The 22,710-nt window shown below is 67.8% G+C and carries 21 protein-coding genes; 10 read left to right on the forward strand and 11 right to left on the reverse strand.

Going from position 1 to position 22,710, the window contains the following annotated elements:
* Positions 1-82 precede the first annotated feature (82 nt).
* Both arsB and KY389_RS04815 read left to right on the forward strand, forming a co-directional pair.
* The gene (arsB, locus tag KY389_RS04810) at positions 83-1,102 is read left to right on the forward strand and encodes an ACR3 family arsenite efflux transporter (RefSeq protein WP_219829700.1); all 1,020 of its coding nucleotides are present in this window, start codon (positions 83-85) and stop codon (positions 1,100-1,102) included.
* 387 nt (positions 1,103-1,489) lie between these two features.
* Positions 1,490-2,254 (forward strand): inositol monophosphatase family protein, encoded by a 765-nt coding sequence (locus KY389_RS04815; protein WP_219829703.1) that lies wholly within the window; start codon positions 1,490-1,492, stop codon positions 2,252-2,254.
* Here the strand turns inward: KY389_RS04815 and KY389_RS04820 are convergent.
* Positions 2,244-2,981, reverse strand: a complete 738-nt coding sequence (locus KY389_RS04820) for an FkbM family methyltransferase (protein WP_246587956.1) — start codon at positions 2,979-2,981, stop codon at positions 2,244-2,246. The two genes, KY389_RS04815 and KY389_RS04820, sit on opposite strands and share 11 nt — an antisense overlap.
* Positions 2,982-3,282: 301 nt before the next feature.
* Between KY389_RS04820 and ribA the strand changes: the two genes are divergently transcribed.
* From ribA to KY389_RS04845, 5 genes are read left to right on the forward strand one after another with little or no spacing between them, the layout of a single operon-like run.
* Entirely contained in the window at positions 3,283-4,320 is a 1,038-nt protein-coding gene (ribA, locus tag KY389_RS04825) for a GTP cyclohydrolase II (protein ID WP_246587957.1), read from the forward strand.
* Entirely contained in the window at positions 4,317-5,258 is a 942-nt protein-coding gene (locus tag KY389_RS04830) for a zinc-dependent alcohol dehydrogenase (protein ID WP_219829705.1), read from the forward strand. The genes ribA and KY389_RS04830 overlap by 4 nt, the downstream gene beginning before the upstream one ends.
* A gap of 9 nt (positions 5,259-5,267) precedes the next feature.
* Complete coding sequence (locus KY389_RS04835; RefSeq protein ID WP_219829707.1) at positions 5,268-5,663, forward strand: 6-pyruvoyl trahydropterin synthase family protein; 396 nt, start codon at positions 5,268-5,270, stop codon at positions 5,661-5,663.
* Position 5,664: 1 nt separating this feature from the next.
* Positions 5,665-6,453, forward strand: a complete 789-nt coding sequence (locus KY389_RS04840; protein WP_219829709.1) for a methyltransferase domain-containing protein — start codon at positions 5,665-5,667, stop codon at positions 6,451-6,453.
* Positions 6,454-6,465: 12 nt separating this feature from the next.
* Positions 6,466-7,293, forward strand: coding sequence for a RibD family protein (locus tag KY389_RS04845; RefSeq protein ID WP_219829711.1), 828 nt, complete (start codon positions 6,466-6,468; stop codon positions 7,291-7,293).
* Positions 7,294-7,303: 10 nt separating this feature from the next.
* On the opposite strand, the gene KY389_RS04850 is transcribed toward KY389_RS04845, so the two are convergent.
* The 5 genes from KY389_RS04850 to coxB form a co-directional block, all read right to left on the reverse strand.
* On the reverse strand, positions 7,304-9,409 hold the full coding sequence (locus KY389_RS04850) for a hybrid sensor histidine kinase/response regulator (RefSeq protein WP_246587958.1): 2,106 nt from the start codon (positions 9,407-9,409) through the stop codon (positions 7,304-7,306).
* 80 nt (positions 9,410-9,489) lie between these two features.
* Positions 9,490-10,644 carry an RsmB/NOP family class I SAM-dependent RNA methyltransferase gene (locus tag KY389_RS04855; protein ID WP_219829714.1) on the reverse strand — a complete coding sequence of 385 codons (1,155 nt, stop codon included), beginning with the start codon at positions 10,642-10,644 and terminating at the stop codon, positions 9,490-9,492.
* Between the two features lie 63 nt (positions 10,645-10,707).
* Positions 10,708-11,022, reverse strand: coding sequence for a hypothetical protein (locus KY389_RS04860; RefSeq protein WP_219829715.1), 315 nt, complete (start codon positions 11,020-11,022; stop codon positions 10,708-10,710).
* Positions 11,019-13,580, reverse strand: a complete 2,562-nt coding sequence (gene ctaD / locus KY389_RS04865) for a cytochrome c oxidase subunit I (RefSeq protein WP_246587959.1) — start codon at positions 13,578-13,580, stop codon at positions 11,019-11,021. Before ctaD ends, KY389_RS04860 begins: the two co-directional genes overlap by 4 nt.
* Positions 13,577-14,257 carry a cytochrome c oxidase subunit II gene (coxB, locus tag KY389_RS04870; protein ID WP_219829716.1) on the reverse strand — a complete coding sequence of 227 codons (681 nt, stop codon included), beginning with the start codon at positions 14,255-14,257 and terminating at the stop codon, positions 13,577-13,579. The genes ctaD and coxB overlap by 4 nt, the downstream gene beginning before the upstream one ends.
* Before the next feature lie 45 nt (positions 14,258-14,302).
* Between coxB and KY389_RS04875 the strand changes: the two genes are divergently transcribed.
* The gene (locus tag KY389_RS04875; protein ID WP_246587960.1) at positions 14,303-14,842 is read left to right on the forward strand and encodes a DUF2231 domain-containing protein; all 540 of its coding nucleotides are present in this window, start codon (positions 14,303-14,305) and stop codon (positions 14,840-14,842) included.
* Positions 14,843-14,847: 5 nt separating this feature from the next.
* On the opposite strand, the gene KY389_RS04880 is transcribed toward KY389_RS04875, so the two are convergent.
* Entirely contained in the window at positions 14,848-15,357 is a 510-nt protein-coding gene (locus tag KY389_RS04880) for a CopD family protein (RefSeq protein ID WP_246587961.1), read from the reverse strand.
* A complete protein-coding gene (locus KY389_RS04885; protein ID WP_219829718.1) occupies positions 15,354-16,085 on the reverse strand; it encodes a cytochrome c oxidase assembly protein in 732 nt (243 codons plus the stop codon). The genes KY389_RS04880 and KY389_RS04885 overlap by 4 nt, the downstream gene beginning before the upstream one ends.
* Positions 16,086-16,368: 283 nt before the next feature.
* Between KY389_RS04885 and KY389_RS04890 the strand changes: the two genes are divergently transcribed.
* Both KY389_RS04890 and KY389_RS04895 read left to right on the forward strand, forming a co-directional pair.
* A complete protein-coding gene (locus KY389_RS04890) occupies positions 16,369-17,757 on the forward strand; it encodes a ferredoxin reductase family protein (RefSeq protein ID WP_219829719.1) in 1,389 nt (462 codons plus the stop codon).
* Between the two features lie 161 nt (positions 17,758-17,918).
* Entirely contained in the window at positions 17,919-18,737 is an 819-nt protein-coding gene (locus tag KY389_RS04895) for a sugar phosphate isomerase/epimerase family protein (RefSeq protein ID WP_219829721.1), read from the forward strand.
* A gap of 132 nt (positions 18,738-18,869) precedes the next feature.
* On the opposite strand, the gene KY389_RS04900 is transcribed toward KY389_RS04895, so the two are convergent.
* The 3 genes from KY389_RS04900 to KY389_RS04910 are packed head-to-tail and all read right to left on the reverse strand — an operon-like array spanning position 18,870 to position 22,684.
* Positions 18,870-19,775 (reverse strand): NAD(P)-dependent oxidoreductase, encoded by a 906-nt coding sequence (locus KY389_RS04900; RefSeq protein ID WP_219829723.1) that lies wholly within the window; start codon positions 19,773-19,775, stop codon positions 18,870-18,872.
* Positions 19,776-19,787: 12 nt separating this feature from the next.
* A complete protein-coding gene (locus tag KY389_RS04905) occupies positions 19,788-21,272 on the reverse strand; it encodes an aldehyde dehydrogenase family protein (protein WP_219829725.1) in 1,485 nt (494 codons plus the stop codon).
* Positions 21,269-22,684, reverse strand: a complete 1,416-nt coding sequence (locus tag KY389_RS04910; protein WP_219829726.1) for an amidase — start codon at positions 22,682-22,684, stop codon at positions 21,269-21,271. The genes KY389_RS04905 and KY389_RS04910 overlap by 4 nt, the downstream gene beginning before the upstream one ends.
* Positions 22,685-22,710 lie beyond the last annotated feature (26 nt).

Consider the following 22,710-nt stretch of genomic DNA (forward strand, 5'->3'; position numbering starts at 1 on the left):
CCAGCATGACAGCCATGCCCGCATCGCCTGCACCATGGCAGCTTCTCACCACCAATAGCGCTGCGAAAAGGGGTAAGACGGCATGACCCTGTTTGAGCGCTGGCTGAGCCTGTGGGTCGCGCTGTCCATCCTGGCCGGGCTTGCGCTTGGCGCGCTGGCGCCGGACCTCTTTGCCGTGCTGGCCGGGCTTGAATACGCCTCGGTCAACCTGGTCGTGGCGGCGCTGATCTGGTCGATGGTCTATCCGATGATGATCGCCATCGACTTCGCCTCGATCCGGGATATCGGCAAGAGACCGCGCGGCCTGATCATCACGCTTGTCGTGAACTGGCTGATCAAGCCCTTCACCATGGCCGCGCTGGCGGTGCTGTTCTTCGACCACGTCTATGCCGGGCTGATCGACCCCGCCCGCGCGCCCGAATACATCGCGGGCCTGATCCTTCTGGGGGCCGCACCCTGCACCGCGATGGTCTTCGTCTGGTCTCAACTGACCCGAGGCGATCCGAACTACACGCTGGTGCAGGTCTCGGTGAACGATCTTGTCATGATCGTGGCCTTCGCGCCCATCGTGGCCTTTCTTCTGGGCGTGACGCAGATCAACGTGCCGTGGCAGACGCTGATCCTGTCGGTGGTGCTGTATGTCGTCATCCCGCTGATCGCGGGTGCGCTAACGCGGCGGACGCTGATGGCCAGGGGCGGTGCGCAAGCGGTCGAGACCTTCACCGCGCGCATCAAGCCTGCCTCGATGGCGGGGCTGCTTGTGACGGTGGCGCTGCTCTTCGGGTTTCAGGGACAGGTGATCCTGGGACAACCGCTGCTGATCGCGCTGATTGCAGTGCCGATCCTGCTGCAATCCTATGGCATCTTCGCGCTGGCCTATGCCTGGGCCTGGGCCTGGCGCGTGCCGCACAAGATCGCTGCCCCCTGCGCGCTGATCGGCACCTCGAACTTCTTCGAGATGGCGGTGGCCGTAGCAATCGGCCTTTTCGGCCTGAATTCGGGTGCGGCGCTGGCCACGGTGGTCGGCGTGCTGGTCGAGGTGCCGGTGATGCTGTCGCTGGTGGCTTTCGCCAACCGCACCCGGGCGCGCTTTCCCGCCTGAGCCGCCCGCAAGGCCGCCCCTTGCGATACGTCCAGACGAGAAAACGTTAAAACGCTTGCCAGCCCGCCCCGCGGTGACGTGATGCCTCCCGCCACGGCACAGGGTCCGGTTTCGCCCGATCCTCTTGCCCTTGGCCCGGCCATCATCGCGCCCGGCGCGCCCGCCCCAAGGACATGCACAAGGGTGCCGCCGTCCTTGCGACCTCCAACCTGACGGAAGCCATGAGCGAGGTGGCCGAGCGATGACCGATCACCTCGGCGGGCACAGGGCCAGCCTGCTACCGGCGGGCGGTTTGTCACACTCGCTCTGGCCATGCCCTGGGATCAGGGCATGGCGCCCGATGCGCGTCTGCGCTAGGTCTGCGCCTGGATTGTCGGCGAGGAAGGCATGAAGGACGATCTGGACCGGGCCGAACAGGCCGCGCGTGCGGCGGGTGCCGCCCTGATGACGCATTGGCGTGCCCGCGACCGGCTGGATGTGCGGGCCAAGCGGCGGGGCGATTATGTCTCGCAGGCCGATGCCCAGGCCGAACGGATCCTGCGCCAGCACCTGCTGCGCCCCGGCGAGGGATGGCTGGGCGAGGAAAGCGGCGCCCTGCCCGGCGCGCGGCGCTGGATCGTCGATCCGCTGGACGGGACCACGAATTTCCTGCGTGGGATCGGACATTGGGCGGTCTCGGTCGCGCTGGAGGATCGGGGCCGGCTGGTTCTGGGCGTGGTGCTCGACCCGGTCAGGGACGAGATCTTCACCGCGCATCTGGGCGGGGGGGCGTATCTGAACGGCCAAAGACTGGACCCCGCCCCGCCTGCGGGCTTCGACACGGCGCTGTTCGGCACCGGGCTGCCCTTTGGCGACATGGATCATATCGACGACCATGCCGACGACCTGCGCTGCGTGCTGCCGCAATCGGCGGGTGTGCGTCGGATGGGTGCGGCGGCGCTGGATCTGGCTTATGTCGCGGCAGGGCGGCTGGACGGGTTCTGGGAACGCCGCCTGCGCCCTTGGGACATCGCCGCGGGGCTGGTCCTGCTGCGCGAGGCCGGTTGCCGGGTCGAGGGCTGGACCGCCGAAGATCGCCCCGAGGACAGCGGCAACGTCATCGCGGCGCCCGCGCCCCTGTTCACGGCCCTGGCCGGGGCGCTCAGACGCTGACAAGGCGCGCGTAAAGATCGCCCGACCGGGCATCCGGCGCCAGCCCTGCCAGAAAGGCCCGCGCTGCGGCCGCGTCCTGCCATTCCGGCCACAGAAAATCCGCCCGCTCACCCAGAACCGGGTTGAAACGGTATGCGCCCAAGGCCTCGAGCCGGTCGATCACCGCCAGCGTGCGGTGACGAAAGCCCGGCAGATATTCGACAGACAACATCGGCAGCGGCTGGCTGAGACCTGCCAGAACGTCCAGTTCAAACCCCTCGACATCAATCTTGACGTAATCGGGCAGACCATGATCCGCGATCAGCCGGTCCAATGTGGTCATGCGAACCTGCTGGCTGCGATCCCACCGGACATGCCCGAAACCGGGCGCCAAGGGCGCCTCGCCGGTGAAACTGGCGCTGAGCGAGGACACCGTCGGGTGCAGCGACGAAACCGCCATCCGCGCCATTGTCTCGACCGGGCCCACGGCCTCGCGGCGCAGCACGATGTCGCGCGGCAGGCTCAGCGCCAGGAATGCGGCGAAAGGCTCTTGCGGCTCGCAGGCCACGACCCGCGCACCCGCTGCCCGCATCGCCCGCGACCGGCTGCCGACATGAGCCCCGATGTCAAAGACCAGGTCGCCGGGCCGCAGAAGCCTTGCGTGGAAACGGTTGCTCGCGATGCGGCGCAGCGGATTGTAATAGATCACAAGGGACCGCATCAGTCCCAGACAGGCGCGCAATCCCATGATTTCTTCCCGCTCTCACCACGTCCAGAGCCTAAGGCACGCATCGCAGCAAGATCCAGTGCGCAGGCCACCGCCAGCCCGTGTGACATCCTGTCACGCATCACGCCCTTGAGAGGAACCGCCGCCTGTGCGGAAGTGTTGAATGCTGCGACCTTTTCGTTCCGCAGGTGGGGGGGCCTTGGAAATGATGGCTGGGCAATCAGAGGTTCAGATTGCGGGACAGGTGGCGGAAAGCAGTAGGGCAAGGAAGGCGCAGGGCGATCCTTTCGCCCCTGACGGCGGCCAGAAAATTGCCCGCGCCTTGACTGACCTGCGCCTCGGCCTGCCGGTCCTGCTGAGCGAGGCGGCGGGCGCGGCCATCGTCCTGCCCCTGGAGACCGTGCAGCCCGACCGTCTCGCGGCGTTGCAAGTGTCAGCTCTGCTGGTGCTGACCGCCCGCCGGGCCGAGGCGCTGCGCCTGCCCGCCAAAGGGTTCGATGTGGCCGCCCTGCCCGTGCCCGCCGATGCACGGCTGGACTGGCTACTGGCGTTGGCGGACCCTTCGCGGACGCCGCCCCCCTCGGCCGCCATTCCGCAAGCCGCGACGCAGAAAACCGGCAATCTGCACCGCGCAGCGATTCGGCTGGTCAAGGCCGCGGAACTGCTGCCCGCCGCGCTTGTCACAAGCGACGCGGCAATGGTCTCGGCCGCGCTGCGGTCGGGGCTTCAGCCTCTGGCGGCCGATGAGGCCCTGTCGCAGACCATTCTGCCGCGCGACCCGCGCCCGGTCTCGAATGCGCGCGTCCCGATGCTGGCCTCGCCCAATGGGCGGCTGCATGTCTTCCGCGATCCTGGCGGGGCCGAGCATTACGCCGTCGAGATCGGTCAGCCTGACCGCGCCACGCCGGTTCTGGTGCGCCTGCATTCGGCCTGTTTCACCGGCGACGTTCTCGGCAGCCTGAAATGCGATTGCGGCCCGCAACTGCGCGCGGCCCTTGCCGCGATGGAGGATCACGGTTCTGGCGTCCTGCTGTATCTGAACCAGGAAGGACGAGGCATCGGGCTGGCCAACAAGATGCGCGCCTATAGTCTGCAGGATCAGGGGCTGGACACGGTCGAGGCCAACCACCGCTTGGGTTTCGAGGATGACGAGCGTGATTTCCGCACCGGCGCGGCGCTGCTGCGGCGGATGGGCATTTCCCGCGTGCGTCTGATGACGAACAATCCTGCCAAGATCGCGTGGCTGGACCGCGACGGGATCGAAGTCGTCGAACGCGTGCCCCTGCGCGTCGGACGCGGCCCGGAAAACAGCGCCTATCTGGACACCAAGGCCCGGAAATCGGGGCATCTTCTGGCATGACGCCCCGCGCTCTGTGGTGCATCGGCCCAGACCGGGCCGAACTGCGTCCCGCCTCGGAAGGCGAAGGGGTCGGGGTGCGTGCGCTGTTTTCGGGCATCAGCCGGGGCACGGAACGTCTGGTCCTGGCAGGCCGCGTCCCTGCGGGCGAACGGACCCGGATGCGTGCACCCTTCCAGGAGGGCGACTTCCCCTTTCCGGTGAAATACGGCTATGCCTCGGTCGGGCTTGCAACCGAGGGCGAACTGGCGGGACGCCCGGTCTTTGCGCTGTTTCCGCATCAGGACGCCTATCGCCTGCCCGAGGACGCCCTGATCCCCCTGCCCAAGGGCCTGCCACCCGAACGCGGGGTGCTGGCCGCGAACATGGAGACCGCGCTGACCATCCTGTGGGACAGCGGCGCGGGGCCGGGCGACCGGATCGCGGTCGTCGGCGGCGGGTTGGTCGGGCTTCTGACCGCCAGCCTGGCCGCGCGCCTGCCGGGGGCCGAGGTCGTCGTGATCGACCTGCTGGACCGCGCCGCGCTGGCACGCAGTCTCGGCTGCGGCTTTGCCCATCCCGGTGACGCGCCCGGCGGACAGGATGCGGTGATCCATACCAGCGCCTCGCAGGCCGGGCTGGCACTTGCCCTGTCTCTGGCCGGCCCGCAGGCGACCATCACCGAGGCCAGCTGGCACGGCGAGGGCAGCGTCGCCCTGCCCCTCGGCGCGGCCTTTCACAGTCAGCGCCTGCGGATCGTCAGCAGCCAGGTCGGCGCGATACCGCCTGATCGCGCACCGCGCTGGACCTATCGCCGCCGCCTGACCAAGGCGCTCGACCTCTTGCGCGACGACCGGCTGGACGCGCTGATCTCGGGCGAGACCGCCTTTGCCGACCTGCCCGACGCCTATGCCGCGATCCTGTCGGACCCGGCCACCCTTTGCCACCGCATCCGCTACTGAGGAGCCAGCATGTTCGCCGTCGAAGTCCGGGACCATATCATGATCGCCCATTCCTTTCCCTCACCCACCTTCGGGCCGGCGCAGGGGATGCATGGCGCCACCTTCACCGTCGATGCGGCCTTCTTCGCGACCGAGATGGACCACGAAAGCCTCGTCGTCGATATCGGCCTTGCAACCGAGGAACTGGCGCGGACGCTGGCGCCGCTGCGCTACAAGAACCTCGACGAAATCCCTGAATTCGCAGGGAAAATGACGACGACGGAATTCCTGTGCAAACATATCTTCGACCAGATGGCCGCGACCGTCCGGGCGGGCGGCCTGAAGGATGGCGGGCGCGTTCGCAAGCTGCGGATCACGCTGCATGAAAGCCACATGGCCCGCGCCTGGTTCGAGGGGGACATCTGACATGGGCTTCTCCGCCGCCTGGCTGGCCCTGCGCGAACCGGCCGACCGGGCGGCGCGCGATGCGGGGCTTCTGGCCCGCGCGGCGGCGCTGGCCGGGCCGCGCCCGGTGATCCTGGACCTTGGCTGCGGCACCGGCTCGACCCTCAGGGCGATGCGCCCGCATCTACCCGGTCAGACGCTGTGGCGCCTTGCCGATCTGGACGCGGACCTCCTGGCACGTGCCGCGACCGAGGCGCCGGGCCGCGCGACCACGCACAGGCTGGACCTGCGCGATCTGAACGCCCTGCCCCTGGGGGAGGTGACACTGGTCACGGCCTCGGCGCTCCTGGACCTGATGCCCGCCTATTGGGTCGAGGCGCTCGCCGCCCATCTCATGGCCGCGCGGCTGCCGTTTTACGCGGCCCTGTCCTATGACGGGATAATGGAATGGCAACCGCCCTTGCCCGACGACGACGCAATCACGCGCGCCTTCAATGATCACCAGAGACGCGACAAGGGACTTGGCCCCGCCCTCGGCCCCGCCGCCGCGTCCCGCGCGCCCGCAATCTTCGCCGCCGCGGGGTTTGCGGTCACGACAGCCAACAGCCCTTGGCGCATCGGCGCCGATCAGCAGGATCTGCACAATGCCCTGGTCCAAGGCATCGCGTCGGCTGCCGCCGAACAGGGTGCATCCAATGCCGAGGCCTGGGCGACGCGCCGCGCTCCTCTTGCCGCGTCCGAGCGCTGCGTCATCGGGCATGGCGACATGCTGGCCGTGCCGCCCGCCTCTGCCCATCCCGAACCCAACTGAGGAAAGACCATCATGCACGCCATCGACCTCACCCCTCGGGTCTGGGACAGGATCCTGGCGGTGCGCAAGGGCACCGCCTGCGCCTGCTGCGGCCGCTTCACCCCTGCGGAACGGGCAGCACTGGAACTTTACGGTCCTGTCGCGCGCCGCGACCTGGGGCCGGTCACGGTCGCTCAGATCGGGCAGTCGCTGGACGGGCGGGTTGCGACATGTTCGGGAGATGCCCGCGACGTGTCGGGCCCCGAGGGCCTTGCGCATCTGCATCGCCTGCGCGCGCTGGTCGATGGGGTTGTGATCGGCGTCCGCACCGCGCTGCACGACCATCCAAGGTTGACCGTGCGCCTGTGCAGCGGGCACGATCCGGCGCGCATCGTTATCGACCCGCAGGGGCGTTTGCCTGATGATGCGATGTTGCTTCGGCCCGGTGGTGCCCGCAGGGTGATCGTGACCGCCTCTGACCGCGCCCGCGCTCCGGGCGTCGAGGTTCTGCGACTGCCTACCTATGGGGGCCGCCTCGACCCGGCACAGATCCTTTCGGGACTGCGCGAGATCGGCCTCGGCTCGTTGCTGATCGAAGGTGGGGGCCTGACGATCACAAGCTTCCTCGAGGCGGGTCTGCTGGACCTTCTGCAGGTCTCCATCGCGCCGCTGATCATCGGGTCCGGCCCGCAGGGCCTGACCACGCGCAATCCGGTCGCGAGGCTCGCCGACGCACTGCGTCCCGACACGCGCGTCTATGGCCTGGGCACCGACATCGTTTTCGATTGCGGCCTGGGCGCCCATGCCGAACTGGCGCGGCGACCCCTGCACGACCGACCGGCGACCCGATACGCCCATTAACACCGGGCGTTCAGTGCACTTGTAGGGATGCAGCGCGCAGCAGGTCATCAACCGCAGCAAGCAGTTCGGTCAGCGTGAAAGGCTTTGGCAGGAAGGCCGAATTGGCCATCGGCTGATGCCCTTCGGCAAAGATGTCCTCGGTATAGCCGGACATGAAGATCACCGCCGCATCCGGCCGGGTCTCGCGGGCTTTGGCAACCCAACCAGGCCCGTCCATGCCCGGCATGACGACATCGGTCAGGAACAGATCGACGCGCAAGGCCGGATCGGCCAGGATTGCCAGAGCGGCCTCGGCGCTGTCGGCTTCGATCACGTCATATCCCTTGAGCTTGAGCGCGCGGGCGGCGAAGGCCCGAACCGGAGCCTCGTCCTCGACAAGCAGAAGGCGCGGCTGACGCTGCCGCTCCAGGCGCGGTGCGATCACGTTGCGGGCTTCGGACCGAGGCGCAACGGCGGATAGCGCCTGGTGCTGAAGGGCGGGCAGGTAGATCGTGAAGCTCGTTCCCGCACCTGGATGGCTATCGCAGAAGATATAGCCACCCGTCTGCTTCACGATGCCATAGGCCGTTGATAGGCCCAGTCCGGTCCCTTCACCCGTGCGCTTCGTCGTGAAGAATGGCTCGAATATCTTGGACAGATGCTCGGGCGCGATCCCGCAGCCCTGATCGCTGACCGCGATGCGCACGTAATCCCCTGCCGGCAACGCGACACGATCGCGTCGAAGCGGCCGATCCAGGAGGGCGTTCTCGGTCCGGATGGTGATTTCACCGCCCGAGGGCATGGCATCACGCGCATTCACGACAAGATTCATGATCACCTGCTCAAGCTGGCGCTTGTCGGCCCGGATAGGACGCAGCGCGGGGTCGTGGCTGACGGTGAGGGTGATCCGCTCACCCACGAGACGATTCAGCAGATGGGTCAGATCGGCAACCGTGTCACGCAGGTCCAGCGTCTCCATCCGCAAGTTCTGCTTGCGCGAGAAGGCCAGCAACTGCCCGACCAACGCGGCGGCACGATTGGTGTTCTGGCTGATCTGGTCCAGATCCGAATAATCCGGATCGCCCTTGTCGCGACGCAGCATCAGCAGATCGCAATGACCACGAATTGCGGTCAGAAGGTTGTTGAAATCATGCGCGACCCCGCCCGCAAGTTGACCGATGGCCTGCATCTTCTGGCTCTGGACGAATTGCGCCTCGAGTGTCTTCATGGCGCTGATATCGGTCAGAACGGCCACCAGGCCGCCGCGCTCGGCAGGGTCCGGCGCCAGCGCCACCTGGAAATGCCGATCCTGGTCGCCACGCGCCTGGCCCCGCAGACGCAGGATCTCGGTCGAGTTGTCGAGGTTGCCGGCGCTGACCTCCTTCAGCCACTGGATCAGCGGGCGGCCCGGCCCCTCGAACAGGGTCGCAAGGTTCAGACACTGCCCGTTTGAAAAGGCCATGTCACGGTCCAGAAGACGTCGCGCTGCAAGATTGGCCTGACGCACGCGGCCATCGGGGGCAATCCGCAGCATGGCGACGGGTAGCGCCTCGATATCGCGGCTGCTGTCTGACTGATCCATCGCGGCTGCGATCTCGAACTGGTCGGGTGCGGCACCGGCCGCGTGATAGGCCCAGATCTGCAAGGGCGCGTCGGGCGCACCGCTGAGCGACAGTGCATCGCCGTTGCCAAGTTCGATTTCGGCCGAGCCAAGGCGCATGGCCCGCGCCGAAAGCTGCGCCATCTCGGCTGCTGCATCCGCGCGCAGCCGCGACAGCACATCCAGGACCGAGGCTGCATCGCCTTCATGCATCTCGCGCGCCGCGCTGTTCTGAAACAGGATCCGACCCTCTGCATCGCAGACCCAGACGGGTTCAGGCGCCGCCGCGACCTCTCCCCTGATTGCAGACAGCGCCCGCCTGGCACGGTGATCGCGCAGGATATGGGCCAGCGCTACCGCGCCCCCCAGCAGATACCACGCAACCGCGATCGTCGCCACGATCACAGCCGCTTGCCCAGCCACCGCCCCCGGCATCACCAGAAGCGCCGCCGAGCCCAGCACCATCGGCAAAACCAGCAACGGCACCGCCGAGACCGCACCACGCGGCAGCCCAACACGTTCGTCCCAATAAGCCATGCGAATCGCCCTTCTGGCCCCTCGATCCGACAGGCGTAGCCGATCCAATCTTAAAAGAGCGTTAAGTCGGGTCTTTCGCCTCATCCATCCTCATGCCGCAGCAAGGAGAGAAAGAAGCCATCGCCCGCCTCAAGCGGGGTCCAGAGGCGCTGCGTGACCACATGGAATTCTGGACGTTCAGAAATCAATCCACTGACTTGGCTATTGTTTTCATCATCAAGAAGTGAGCAGGTCATATAGGCGAGGTGTCCGCCCGGCACGACCCTGCCGGCTGCGTCGCGCAGAATCTGCGCCTGCGTCGCACGCAGCCGGTCCAGATCCCGCGGCGTCATGCGCCAACGCGCATCCGGGCTGCGCCGCCATGTGCCGCTGCCCGAACAGGGCACATCCGCCACGACCAGATCGAAACGCCCCGTGACCCGCGGCAGGATCGACACGCGCGCCCCTGCGCGCGCGGCGCGCGCATTCAGATCCTTGAGCCGCTGCGGAGCCGCGTCATGCGCGAAGAATATGGCGCCAGGTTGCCGCGCGGCCAGCGCCAGCACCTTGCCGCCCCCGCCCGCGCAATAATCCAGAACGCGCATCCCCGGACCCAGCGGAAGCGCCTCGCAGGCCAGTTGCGGCGACAGATCCTGCAACTCGACCAGCCCCTCGCGATAGGCGCTGCTGGCGGCCAGGCGCCTTTCGCCCTGGGTCACGCGCAGGGAGGCCGTGCCCTCGCCCGGCTCGGTCAGCACGCCGTCCCGGGCCAGGGCCGCGGCAGCGGCCTCGCGCGGGCCGCGAGCCAGGTTCGCGCGCAGCCAGACCGGCGCGCGCTGCGCCATCCTTGCCGCGACCGCCTCGGCCCTCTCGCCGAGCGAGGCTTGCCAAGCCGGATGCAGCCATTCGGGCAGATCGGCCAGCGCACCGAGAGGCGCGGCGGTGTGGGAGGCCTCGGCCTCGGTCAGAGGCGCGGGGGCGTGGCCGGCGCCGGTGAACAGCGCCCGCGGATCGCGGCCTTCGGCGCGGGCCAGACCGATCATCAGGCCGCGGCCCGTCAGCGCCCCGCCCAGGGCCGCCAGCGTGTTGCGCTGCCGCAGCGCGCCAAAGACCAGATCGCGCACTGCCGCCCGATCACCCGAGCCCGCAAAGCGCGAGGCCCGCGACCAGCGCAGCAGCGCGGCCTCGGCCGGGTCGCCGGCAAGGATCCTGTCCAGAACCTCGATGGCGGCGGCGATCCGGGCGCCCGGCGTCACCAACCCCCCCCATCACAATGTCTCATTCGGCAGCCTTCCAGATCGTTGCAAAGGTGCAGAATGCTACAGGCAGGTCGAGGTCGCAATGACCGGGAACAGCGTGAACAGGGTCGAGCCCAGCCCGATCCAAGCCCCTGCCACGATCAGCCAACGCGACCGCCCCGGCGGCACGCCCTGCGGCATCGTGCGCAGCAGGATGACGTGCAGCACCAGGCCCACGCCCCAGACCAGCCACATCGCCAGGTGGTGCCAGTCCGTGAACAGGACCGGCACGCGCCGCCAGCCCAGGGCACAGCCCGCCCCATGCAGCCCATAGACCGCCGAGAACAGCACCGCCCACAGGATGAGCCCCGCCAGCGCACGCCAGAGCCAGTTCATGTCAGCACCTCCTGCGCGAGGATCAGGATGAACGACGCGGCCGATGTGCCCAGCCAGAACAGCTGGAACAGCTGCCAGATGGGCGAGGCGCCGACGCGGGCGGCGCTGACCCGGCCCTGACGGTGATCGGCCAGGCTGCGCAGCGCCAGAAGCGATGCGACAACGCCGTGAAAGACCGCAAAGCCCAGCACGACTCCGCGCAGCGCGTCGCGCGCGTGGCGTGTCGGATCGTCAAGGCCATAGGCCAGCACGGCCAGCGCCGCCAGCGCCAGCACGCCCGTGCCAAGCCCCACCATCGCCCAGGTGGCACCCATCGGCGTGGTCCGGGTGGTCTCGGCCCGGAACGAGGCAACAAGGCCCAGAGCCATTGCCCCAAGCGCCACAAGCGCGGCGAGCAGATTGGGCAGCGTGGCGATGCCGCTTTCCGGGGCGGGCCAGTTGGGCGCCACCACGGTCAGGAAGCCCACCCCGAACATCAGCGAGGCATAAAGCGTCCCATCCGCCAGAAGCAGCGCCAGCGTGCCGGTCCGGGCCAGCGTGTTACGGCGCTGAAAGTGCAAGGGTAGCGCCAGGCCGGGCGCCACCTGGGCAGGCGGATGGTCGCGATCCGTGCCCATGATGTCGCCCCATTTCCACCCCGCCCAGATCGTCAGCAGGATACCGACCGGCGCCAGCCAGTAGAACCCCGACAGCATCGCCGCAAAGAAGCTGCCGATCGCGGCCGAGGTCTGCAATGGCAACAAGGTGCTGTGGGCCAGCACCGCCACATGGTCGGGCTTGCCGCTGCCCGGCTCGACCACCAGCGTCTCGCGCCAGCCGCGCGGGGCGCCGGGCAGCAGCCCCTCGCCGCGGGCCAGAGGCAGAAGCGCGGTTGCATCGCTATGCCGCGGACCGGGCAATGAGGCGAAGTTGTAGGACGGCGCGGGCAACGGCATCGCCCAGTCCAGCGTCGGCGCGCGCCAGGGATTGCGCCAGCTGCGTCGCCCGAACAGCCATTGCATCACCACATCAAAGGCAAAGAGCGCAAAGCCCGCCGCCATGACCATGCCGAAGATCGACGAGATCAGGTTAAGCCATTCCCATTCCGGATTGGCCGGATAGATCGCGATGCGGCGCGGCATCCCCAGAAGCCCGGTCAGGTGCATCAGGAAAAAGGTTCCATGAAAACCGATCAGGATCAGCCAGAACGCAGCTTCGCCCAAGCCCCTCACGCGCCAGCGCCCGCAGATCAGCGGCATCCAGTAGCTTACGGCGGCCAGCATCGGAAAGACGAAGCCACCGATCAGGACATAATGCAGATGGGCCACCACGAAATGCGTGTCATGCGCCTGCCAGTTGAAGGGCACCATGGCCAGCATCACGCCCGTCAGCCCGCCCATGACGAAGGTCGCGAAAAAACCCATGATATAAAGCATGGGCAGCCGGAACTGCACCTGTCCCATCCACATCGTGCCGATCCAGGCAAAGATCTGGATCGCCGTCGGCACGGCCACCAGCGCCGAGGCCGCCGAAAAGAAGGCCAGCGCCATATGCGGGATGCCCACGGTGAACATATGGTGGACCCAGAGCCCAAAGGACAGAAAGACCAGCCCCGCCACTGCCGCCACGATGGCACCATAGCCCAGGATCGTGGTCCGCGACAGGATCGGGATGATCGTGGACAGCGCGCCTGCGGCGGGCAGGAAGATGATATAGACCTCTGGGTGGCCGAACAGCCAGAAAAGATGTTGCCACAGAAGCGGGTCGCCCCCCCGCGCGACCTCGAAAAAGGGCCAGTCGAAGGCGCGCTGCACCTCAAGCAGGATCGAGCCCAGGATCAGCGGTGGAAAGCCTACCAGCATCATCACCGCCGTCCCCAGAAGATACCACCCCATCAGCGGCATCCGGGTCAGGGCCATGCCCCCCGCGCGGCAACGCAGAATCGTCACGGTGATTTCGATGGCGGCGGCTATGGCGCTGATCTCGACGAAGGTGACGCCCAGAAGCCAGACATCCGCGTTCACGCCGGGGCTATGGGTGCGGTCCGACAGGGGCGTGTACATGAACCAGCCGTCATCGGGCGCGACCCCGAAGACCAGCGACAGCACGATCACGCTGCCGCCGAAGAAATAGCACCAATAGCCCAGCGCGCTCAGGCGCGGAAAGGCCATGTCCCGCGCGCCGAGGATCTTGGGCAGAAGCCACAGCGCCAACCCCTCCAGCATGGGGATGGCGAAAAGGAACATCATGATCGTGCCATGCATGGTGAAGATCTGGTTGTAGAGGTCCAGATCCAGGAACGCGCCCTGCTGCGTGGCCAGCTGCGCGCGGATCAGCATGGCCAGAACGCCGCCGATGGCGAAGAAGACGAAGGCCGTCACCATGAAGCGCAGCCCGATCGTGCCGTGATTGACCGAGGTGAAGAACCCTCTCCAGCCCGGCTCGTCGCGCCAGACCGCGTCCAGTTCACGATGTAGCGCCAGCGCGCGGCGCGGCGGGTTGGCGGCGATGTCCAGCGCATCGACCATCGGCTCGGAGGGGGCGATGGCACGGGGATCGGCGGGTGACGTGACGGTCATGGAAGCATCTCTGCCTGATTGTCTGCGAAGGGGGCCATCGCCTCGGACATGTCCGGCATGGGCAGGGCGGGGTCATAGGCAATGACGGTAAAGCGCATGAAATTATGGCCGATGCCGCAGAATTCGGCACAAAGCCCCTCATAGACGCCCGGAGCGTCGGCGCGCAGGCGGTGGCGATTCACATGGCCCGGAATGGCATCCATCTTGCCGCCAAGCTGCGGCACCCAGAAACTGTGGATCACGTCCTCGGAGGTGATGACGACATCGAAACTGGTGCCGGCGGGGACATAGAGCGTGTCCAGCGTTGCGACCGGCTGACCGTCGGGACCAGGCTGGATGAAGCGCCATTCCCATTGCGCCGCATGGGCCGAGACCTCAAGCGCGTCATCGGCCCGCGCCAGCATCCGCTCGCCCAGCCATAGCGAAAAACCGACCAGCACGGTCAGCACGCTCAGCGTGAAGCCCAGACCCCAGCCCCAGATCCAGTGCCGTTCCGAGGCTCGCCCGCCCTTGTTGCGGATCGCCAGGACCAGCATCGCGCCGACCATCAGCGTGATCAGCGTGGAACCCGCCAGCATCGCCCACCACAGGATCGCCACATCCCGCGCCGCCGGCCCCGAAGGTTCGAGCGTGCTCAGGGGCCCATCGCAAGCAGCCAGCAGCGGAACCGGCAGCATGGCCGCCTTGTTCCCCAATCGCCGACCCCAAAGGAGAGACCGAAGATGCGCCAGAAAAGAAGCTGGAAACAGCGCCGCCGCCTTGCCGACCCGATCGAGGAGCACGCGGCCTTTGACGATACCGAGACCAAGATCGCCGTGTCGGGTCATCCGCTTCACGCGATGATGGTCGCCTTTCCCATCGCGCTGGCCTTCTCGACCCTCGGGGCGGATGCGCTCTACTGGTGGACGGGCGACGCCTTCTGGCCGCGCGTCGCGCTCTGGGCCTCGGGAATAGCGTTCTGGCTGGGCGTTGCGGCGGGCGTGACCGGCACGATCGAACTTCTGATCGTGCCAGGCATCCGCATCCGGTCGGCTAGCTGGACTCATTTCATTCTCGCAGTGATGCTTTTGTCGCTTCTGGGCCTGAACTGGGGCTTCCGCTTGCCAGACCCCGAGGGCGCTGTCCTGCCCTTCGGCATTCTGCTGTCGGCGCTGGCGGGCCTGATGACCGGGATCACCGGCTGGCACGGCGGCAAGCTGGTCTTTGACTATCAGATCGGCACGCAGCGCCGGCCTGGGGTCGGGGACCAGGACAGGGCCTAGCCGCCTCATGGCTGGTCTCCGATTCCGCGGGGGGACAGCATGAATTCGGGCATCAGATTGACGGTCCAGGCCAGATCGGGCTTGGCCAGGACCAGCCATAAGACCGCCGCCATCAGCGGTATCCCCAGAACCAGAGCCCAGAGAGGCGAGGGCAGGTCATACAGCCCCCTCTGTTCGCCCGAGGACAGGATCAGGTGCCCGATCCAGGCGTGGACCAGGCTCATGCCCGCGACCAGCGCCAACTTGGCCACGAACCACAGGTCAAAGACCTGATCGGCAAAAATCAGTCCTGTTCCCGCCGCGATGGCGATGATCGCCGCCGGGGTCGCAAAACCGATGTAGCCGTAATGCGTGATCAGCCGGAATTCGGCATAGCGGGCCTGCGTCTGTTCAGACCCGGTCCGGCGGCGCCAGATGCTACCGTAAAGCCACAGCATCATCGGCAAGGCGATCATCGCCGCACACCAGGCGACCATGGCAGCGATGTGCAGGAATTTCAGCCCCGCGACCATCATGCGGCAAAGCCCCGGCGCCAGCCTTGCCACAACATGCCCGCCGCGATCACCGCAACCGGCAGGAAGCCCGGCACCCACATGACCAGGCCGGCAAGTTGCTGATCGACCAGCGGGTCCAGGCCCCAGGCAACCGCCCCTTCGACATGCTGGAAATAAAGGATCGAGGGCGCAAAGGTCAGGATCGCTCCCAGGAAACCCATCACCCCGGCCAGCCCGCCGATCAGGACGGCACGGCGCAGGGCCTCGTCCCCGGCCGGGGCGGGGGCCAGAACCGCCGACCAGAAGGCCCAGGCCGGCAGCAGCATCGCCGCCTGCATCAGCCAATAAAGCCCGTCCGACCGCCAGATCGCATCATAGATCGCAGGGACGTGCCAAGCCACCATCGCACCGGACAGAACCGCCAGGGACAGGCCCGCAGGCAGACGGCGCGCAAGGATCGGCCAAGCCACCGCCAGGGCGGGCGCGGCCAGCGTGATAAGCAGCAGGTGATGGGCCGAGCGCACCGAAAACAGCGCTACCGTCATCGCGCAAAGCGGCGAGACGAAGGCCACGAACAGCGCCGCCACCGCGATCAGACCCGCGCCCTTCTGCGTTCGTCCCGCCCGCCACAAGAGCAGTGCCGAGAACAGCGCAAGTCCTGCCAGAAGCGGCGGATCGAAATTCCAGCTTTGCCACAGCGTGCCCGGAGCCGGGGCCGGTCCGCAATAAGGGTCAAACCTGTCGCTCATGAGATGCCTCGTCCTGCCTTGATCCTGCCTTGATCCGCCCCGCCCGGCGGACAGGGTTGCATCAGAGGCACAACCGCGCCCGCGCCCCCCGGTTCCCCCCGCCCGCGCCCGTTCCCCACGCCCGCGCCCGCGCCCGCGCCCGCGATGCTGGACGCTGCCGCTACCGATGCCACCACCCCGCCCTATGATCGCGGCATACCTTCGGCTTCCGGTTTCCCCACGCCTGCGCCCACCCCCGCGACAGGCACCCGGAACCGCCCCGACCTCAAGGCGTTGCCCTGGCATGAGCGCCTCTCGCACTGCCCTGCCTCAGGACCATGTCCGGCCCGCCGATCGCCCCGCCGTGATCCTGGCCGAGGCCGCGGCCTGGATTCTGGCCGCAGCCCTGCTGTTGGCGCTGCCCTTCGTCGTGATCCTTGCCGGAGACCCGCCGCGCGGCGCGCCCTTCACCCGCAATCTGGCCTATGCCCTGGGCTTCGGGGCGCTGGCGCTGGCGGGGCTGCAATTTGCGCTGACGGGGCGGCTGAAGCCGCTGCTGCGGCCTTTCGGGGCCGATATCGTGCCGGTCTTTCACCGCTTTCTCAGCTGGGCGGCGCTGGCCTTCATGCTGGGCCATTTCGGAATGCTTTACGTCTGGCATCAGGATGACTTGGGCAGTCTCAGCCCGCTTCAGGCGCAACCGCACATGACGGCAGGCCGCGTTGCTCTGGCGGCCTTTCTGGTGCTGATCGTCAGTTCCGAGTTCCGCAAGAGGATCGGACTGGATTATCTCTGGTGGCGCAGGCTGCACGTCGTCATGGCGCTGCTGGGCTTCGGAGCGGCCATCTGGCATGTGCTGGGCGCGGGATACTTCACCGCCCAGGACGGCACACGCGGATTGTGGCTGGCGGTGACGCTGGCCTGGCTTGGCCTGATCCTCTACACGCGGCTTATCCGGCCCTGGTGGCAATCGCGCAACCCCTGGCGGGTGATCGAGAACCGCGACGAAGGCGACGGTATCCGCCTGCTGCGCCTGCGTCCCGAAGGCCGCCCGCTGCGCGACTGGCGGCCAGGGCAATTTGCCTGGCTTGCTATCGGCAATTCGCCCTATTCCCTGCGCGAGCATCCCTTTACCATCGCCACCGCACCCGACAAGGGGCACGAGATCAGCTTTGCCATCAAGGAACTGGGCGATGACAGCCGCCGCCTGGCCAGCGCCGAGATCGGCAGCAAAGCCTGGATCGACGGTCCCTATGGCGTTTTCACCATCGACCGCGAGGCCGAGGCAAAAGGGTTCGTGATGATCGCGGGCGGGGTGGGCATCACGCCGGTCATCGCCAATCTGCACGCACTTCAGGAACGCAAAGATCCGCGCCCGGTCCATCTGCTTTATGCGAATACGGATTGGGACAGCATCGCCTTCCGCGCCGAACTGGACCGGATTGCCCGCCATATCGACCTGCATGTAACGCATGTGCTTGAAACCGCGCCCGACAACCCGCCCCAAGGTCAGCGCATTGTCGAAGGCCGCATCGACGCAGACCTGATTGCGACAATTCTGCCCGACGAAAGCCGCGACTGGCCTCATATGATGTGCGGCCCCGCGCCGATGCTGGACGCGCTGCGAAAGGCGCTGCGGCATCGCGGCGTGCCGGCGCACCGCATCCACAGCGAAATCTTCGAGATGGTCTGACCCATGCGCCCGTTTCTGGCCCGCCTTCTGGCGCTGATCCTCGCCATGCTGACGCTTGGCTACGCCGTCGGGCTGGCCCTGCTGGTCAGCTAGCATCGCTTGCATCCGGGCCCGCGCTGGTCGATCAATCGGCAACCGAGACACGGCCTGCGGAGCCTGAGATGAGCCTGCCCCTGCTGGGCGTTGCCCTGACCCACCCCGATTTCGACGGCCTGCGTGACTGGATCTGCGCGCCGGGCCGCGCAGTCGAGATCCAGGATTTCTGCGCGCTGGATGCGATCCGTGACGTGCGCGACGACCTCATTGCCGCTTGGGCCGCGCTGCGCGACGACCTGACGGGGCCGGTGGGTATTCATGGACCGTTTCTTGGCCTTGATATCGGCAATCCCGATGGCGAAATCCGCGCCATCGTGCAGAAACGCCTGCTGGAAGGGATCGAGATCGCACTGGCCCTGCGCGCCGATCAGATGGTCGTCCACAGCCCCTTTACCTATTGGCAGCACCTGAACCGCGAGAATTACCCCATGATCCGGCCCGCGATCTTCGAGGCGGCGGCGGATTGCCTGGCCCCCGTCCTGGCCCGCGCGACCGAGGCGGGCTGCCAGATCGTGCTGGAAAACATCGACGACGCCGATCCGACGGTGCGTGTCGATCTGGTCGCCGCGATCGACCACCCGCTGCTGGCCGTCTCGCTGGATACGGGCCATGCAGAACTGGCGCATGGCCGCTATGGCGCGCCGCCGGTGGTCGATTACATCGCCGCCGCGCGGGGGCGATTGGCCCATGTGCATCTGCAGGACGCGGATGGCTACGCGGATCGCCACTGGCATCCGGGAGACGGGCGCATCCCCTGGCGCCCGGTCCTTGACGCGATCGCCGCCCTGCCCGACCGGCCGCGCCTGATTCTTGAGGTCAATGACGACCTGCCGCGCCTGCCCGACACGGTGGCCCGGCTGGAGGCGCTTGGTCTCGCACGCTGACCGCTGGGCAAGGCTGTGTCGCAAGGGGCCGTATCGTTCCGCCTGCCCCGCCCTGCCCGGACCGATTGATGCAGCCCTGACGTCCCTTGTGCCCGATCCGTTTCGGGCCCCCGGTGCAGGACAGATGATGCATCAAGGGTCGAACCGCGCCGGCCGCGCCCCGGCGAAAGCCTCGTGCAGGATTTCGGCCAGTTCGGGCAGCGTCGCGTCGCCGACGCCAAGGGCAACCGCATGGGCCAGGGCCTGCCGCAGGCCATCGGCCGCCATGCGGGCAGCGCCCGCCTCGGTGGCCATCTGGACATAATAATCCAGATCCTTGGCGGCATTGGCGATGGAAAAGGGCATCGCCTGGCGATCCCCGCGGGTCAGGAAGGGCTCGATCCTGTCCAGCGCCACGCTGGCGCCTCCGCCTGCCCGAAGCACCGCGATCAGATCGCCGGGCGCGATCCCGGCCTCGCGTGCCTGAGCCGCGGCCTCTGCCAGGATGGTCAGAAACCCGACCGAGACGTAATTGTGCAAAAGCTTCATCCGGTGGCCCGCACCGATGGGGCCGACATGCGTGACGGCCTCGGCGAAGGCATCCAGAACCGGGCGCATCGCCGCCAACACCCCGGCCTCGCCGCCGACCAGCAGGTTCAGGCGGCCCTCATGGGCGGCCTGCGCCGTCCGCGTCATCGGCGCATCAAGGTAATGGCCGCCCGCCTCGGCCACCAGCACCGCCATGCGCTGCGTGGAATGGGGCAGCGAGGTCGAGCAGTCGATCACCGTCGCCCCCGTCGCCAGCGAGGACAGGACGCCGTCGGGGGCTGTCAGCACGGCCTCGACCTGGGGCGAGCCGGTCACACAGAGAATCACCGCATCCGCCCCGCCCGCCACGGCGGCGGGCGACAGGGCCGGGCGACCGCCCAGCGACAGGATCTCGCCGGCGGGGCGATTGCCGGGATGATCCAGAAAGACCAGCCGATGCCCCTTGATCAGCAGGTTGCGCGCGATGCCGTGGCCCATATGGCCCAGTCCGATCAGTCCGACTTGCGCCATCGCGCGCCCCTTTCAGTCCGTGTTGATCCAGATGGCCTTGGTGTCGAGAAACTCGTCCAGGTGCTCGGTCCCGCCCTCGCGGCCATGGCCCGACATCCGCACCCCGCCAAAGGGAACGGCCGGGTCGATGGCGTGATACATGTTGACCCAGACCGTCCCCGCCCGCAGCCGTTGCGCCAGCTTGTGCGCGGTGCCCAGATCGCGGGTGAAGACGCCGGCAGCCAGCCCATAGGGGGTGGCGTTGGCACGGCGCAGCGCGTCTTCCGGATCGTCGAAGGGCAGCACCGACAGGACCGGGCCGAAGATTTCCTCGCGCGCGATGGTCATGTCGTCCGAAACCCCGGCAAAGATCGTGGGCTGGATGAAATGCCCCGCCAGCCCCTCGGGCGTGACGCGCGCGCCGCCGGTCAGCAGCCGCGCGCCCTCGTCCTGGCCGCGCTGCAAATAGCTTTCGACCCGCGCGGCCTGGCGAGCCGAGATCAGCGGACCCAGATCGACCTCGGGGTCGATGCCGTGGCCAAGGCGCAGGCCACGCGCGTGATCGGCCAGATGGGACAACACCTCGTCCTCGATCTCGCGCGCGACGAAGAGGCGCGATCCGGCGATGCAGATCTGGCCGGAATTGGCAAAGACCGCCATTGCCGCGACCGGGATGGCCCGGTCCAGATCGGCATCGCGGCACAGGATCACCGGCGACTTGCCGCCCAGTTCCAGCGAGACGCGCTTGATGTTGCCGCCCGCCGCCCGCGCGATGGCGCGCCCCGTCTCGGTCGAGCCGGTAAAGGCGATGCGGTCGATCCCCGGATGGGCGGCCAGCGCCGCCCCCGCATCCGCGCCAAGCCCGGTGACGACGTTCAGCACGCCATCCGGCAGGCCGCATTCCTGCATGATCCGCGCAAGCCGCAGCACCGTCAGCGAGGCTTCCTCGGAGGGCTTCAGCACCACGGTGCAACCCGTCGCCAAGGCGGGCGCGATCTTCCAGACCGAGCCCGCGATGGGTGCGTTCCACGGGATGATCGCACCGACCACGCCAAGCGGTTCGCGCACCGTCATCGAGACGATCTCGCCCGGAAAGGAATTCGCGATCGTGTGGCCGTGGATCGCCACCGCCTGCCCGGCATAGAAGCGCAGCATTCCCAGCACGCGGCGGCTGTTGGCCAGGCTGCGCTGGATCGGCATACCCATGTCCAGCGTGTCCGACAGGCACAGATCCTGCCATTCGGCCTCGACCCGCTCGGCGATCCGCAGCAGCAGGGCCTGCCGTTCAAAGGGGGTGAACCGCGACCACGGCCCCTCGAAGGCGCGGCGTGCGGCGGTCACGGCGGCGTCGATATCGGCGGCGCCCCCCTTGGGGATCGTGGCCAGCAGGCGGCCATCGGCGGGGTCGCGGGCCTCGATCACCTCGCCCGAGGCGGCGTCGCGCCATTCTCCGTCGATCAGCATTCGGCGGTGGCGGCCGTCATAAAGCTCCGCCGCGCGGGCCGCCCAGCCGGTCATGCGGGCACCCTTTGGGCCATCGGCCAGGGGCGCGGCGCTGGGGCGATGGCCTCCCATGCGCGGGCGGCGCGCAGGACGCCCAGATCGTCGAAGCGCCGCCCCGCGATCTGCAGACCGATGGGCACACCCGCCGCATCATGGCCGCAGGGAACCGAGATCGCGGGCTGTTCGCCCAGGTTGAAGGGCATGGTGAAGCCGATATGGGCCATCGTGCGCGCCATGTCGTTCTCGCAGGGGCAGGCCCAATCCGCCGGAAAGGCCGTGTTGGGCGAGACCGGCGACAGGATCAGGTCGTAACGCTGGCTGACTTCGGTCGTGCGGCGGCGGACCTCGATCGTGGCGGCATAGTCGCGATAGACCGCCTCGCCGCTGCGGCCCAGCCCGGCTTCGGCCCATTCAAGGATCTTGGGCAGGATCTTCGCGCGCCGTTCGGCGGGCAGGCCGCCCGTTTCGACGGCCGCGCGGGTGCGCCAGAAGTCATCAACATGCTTCAACAGATCGGGCGTCATCCAGGGGTCAAGGGTCTTGACCAGCGCGCCGGCCTCGCGGAAGCGGTCGGCGGCGGCCTGAACGGCGGCCATCACTTCGGGGGCGACGGGCATCCCGCAGCCCGCATCCAGCAGCAGGCCCACGCGCAGCCCGCGAAGCGTGCCGTCCAGATCCTGCCAGTCCAGCGCGGCGGGGGGCAGGCTCATGTGGTCGCGCCCATCTGGCCCCGACAGCACCGCCATCGCAAGCGCCGCATCCGCGACATTGCGCGTCATCGGCCCCGCGACGCGGCCCATGAAGGGCGGGTCGATCGGCACGCGGCCAAGGCTGGGCTTCAACCCGACCAGCCCGCACCACGCCGCAGGCAGCCGGATCGAGCCGCCGATATCCGTGCCCAGATGGATCGGCCCATAACCCGCTGCCCCCGCGACCCCCGCCCCCGCGCTTGATCCGCCTGGATTCATCGCCGTGTTCCACGGATTGCGCGCCAGCCGGTGAAAGCTGGACAGGCCCGAGGACAGCATCCCCAGATCGGGCATTGTCGTGCGACCGACAAAGACCGCCCCTGCCTCGCGCAGGCGGGCGGCGGGGGGCGCGTCCTCGCTGCGGGGGGTCAGGTCGGTGGCTGCAGTGCCAAGCGGCATCGGCACCCCGCGCGTGGCGATGTTTTCCTTGATCGTGACCGGCACGCCGTCCAGCACCGCACCATTCACCAAAAGCGGCGCCCCCGCCCGCCAGCGCGCCTCGGAGGCGCGGGCCTGCGCCATCGCCTCGTCGCGGTCCAGATGCCAGATCGCGTTCAGCACCGGGTCGCAGCGGTCGATCTGCGCCAGCACGTCCGACAGCACCTCGACCGGAGAAAAACGCCCGGCCCGATAACCTTCGACCAGTTCCGTGGCCGCCAGTTCGTTCAATCCGGTCATCGGGAGCCCCTTGCAAAAGTATCGCA

This window comes from Paracoccus bogoriensis (assembly GCF_019431455.1).
GTDB lineage: Bacteria > Pseudomonadota > Alphaproteobacteria > Rhodobacterales > Rhodobacteraceae > Paracoccus > Paracoccus bogoriensis.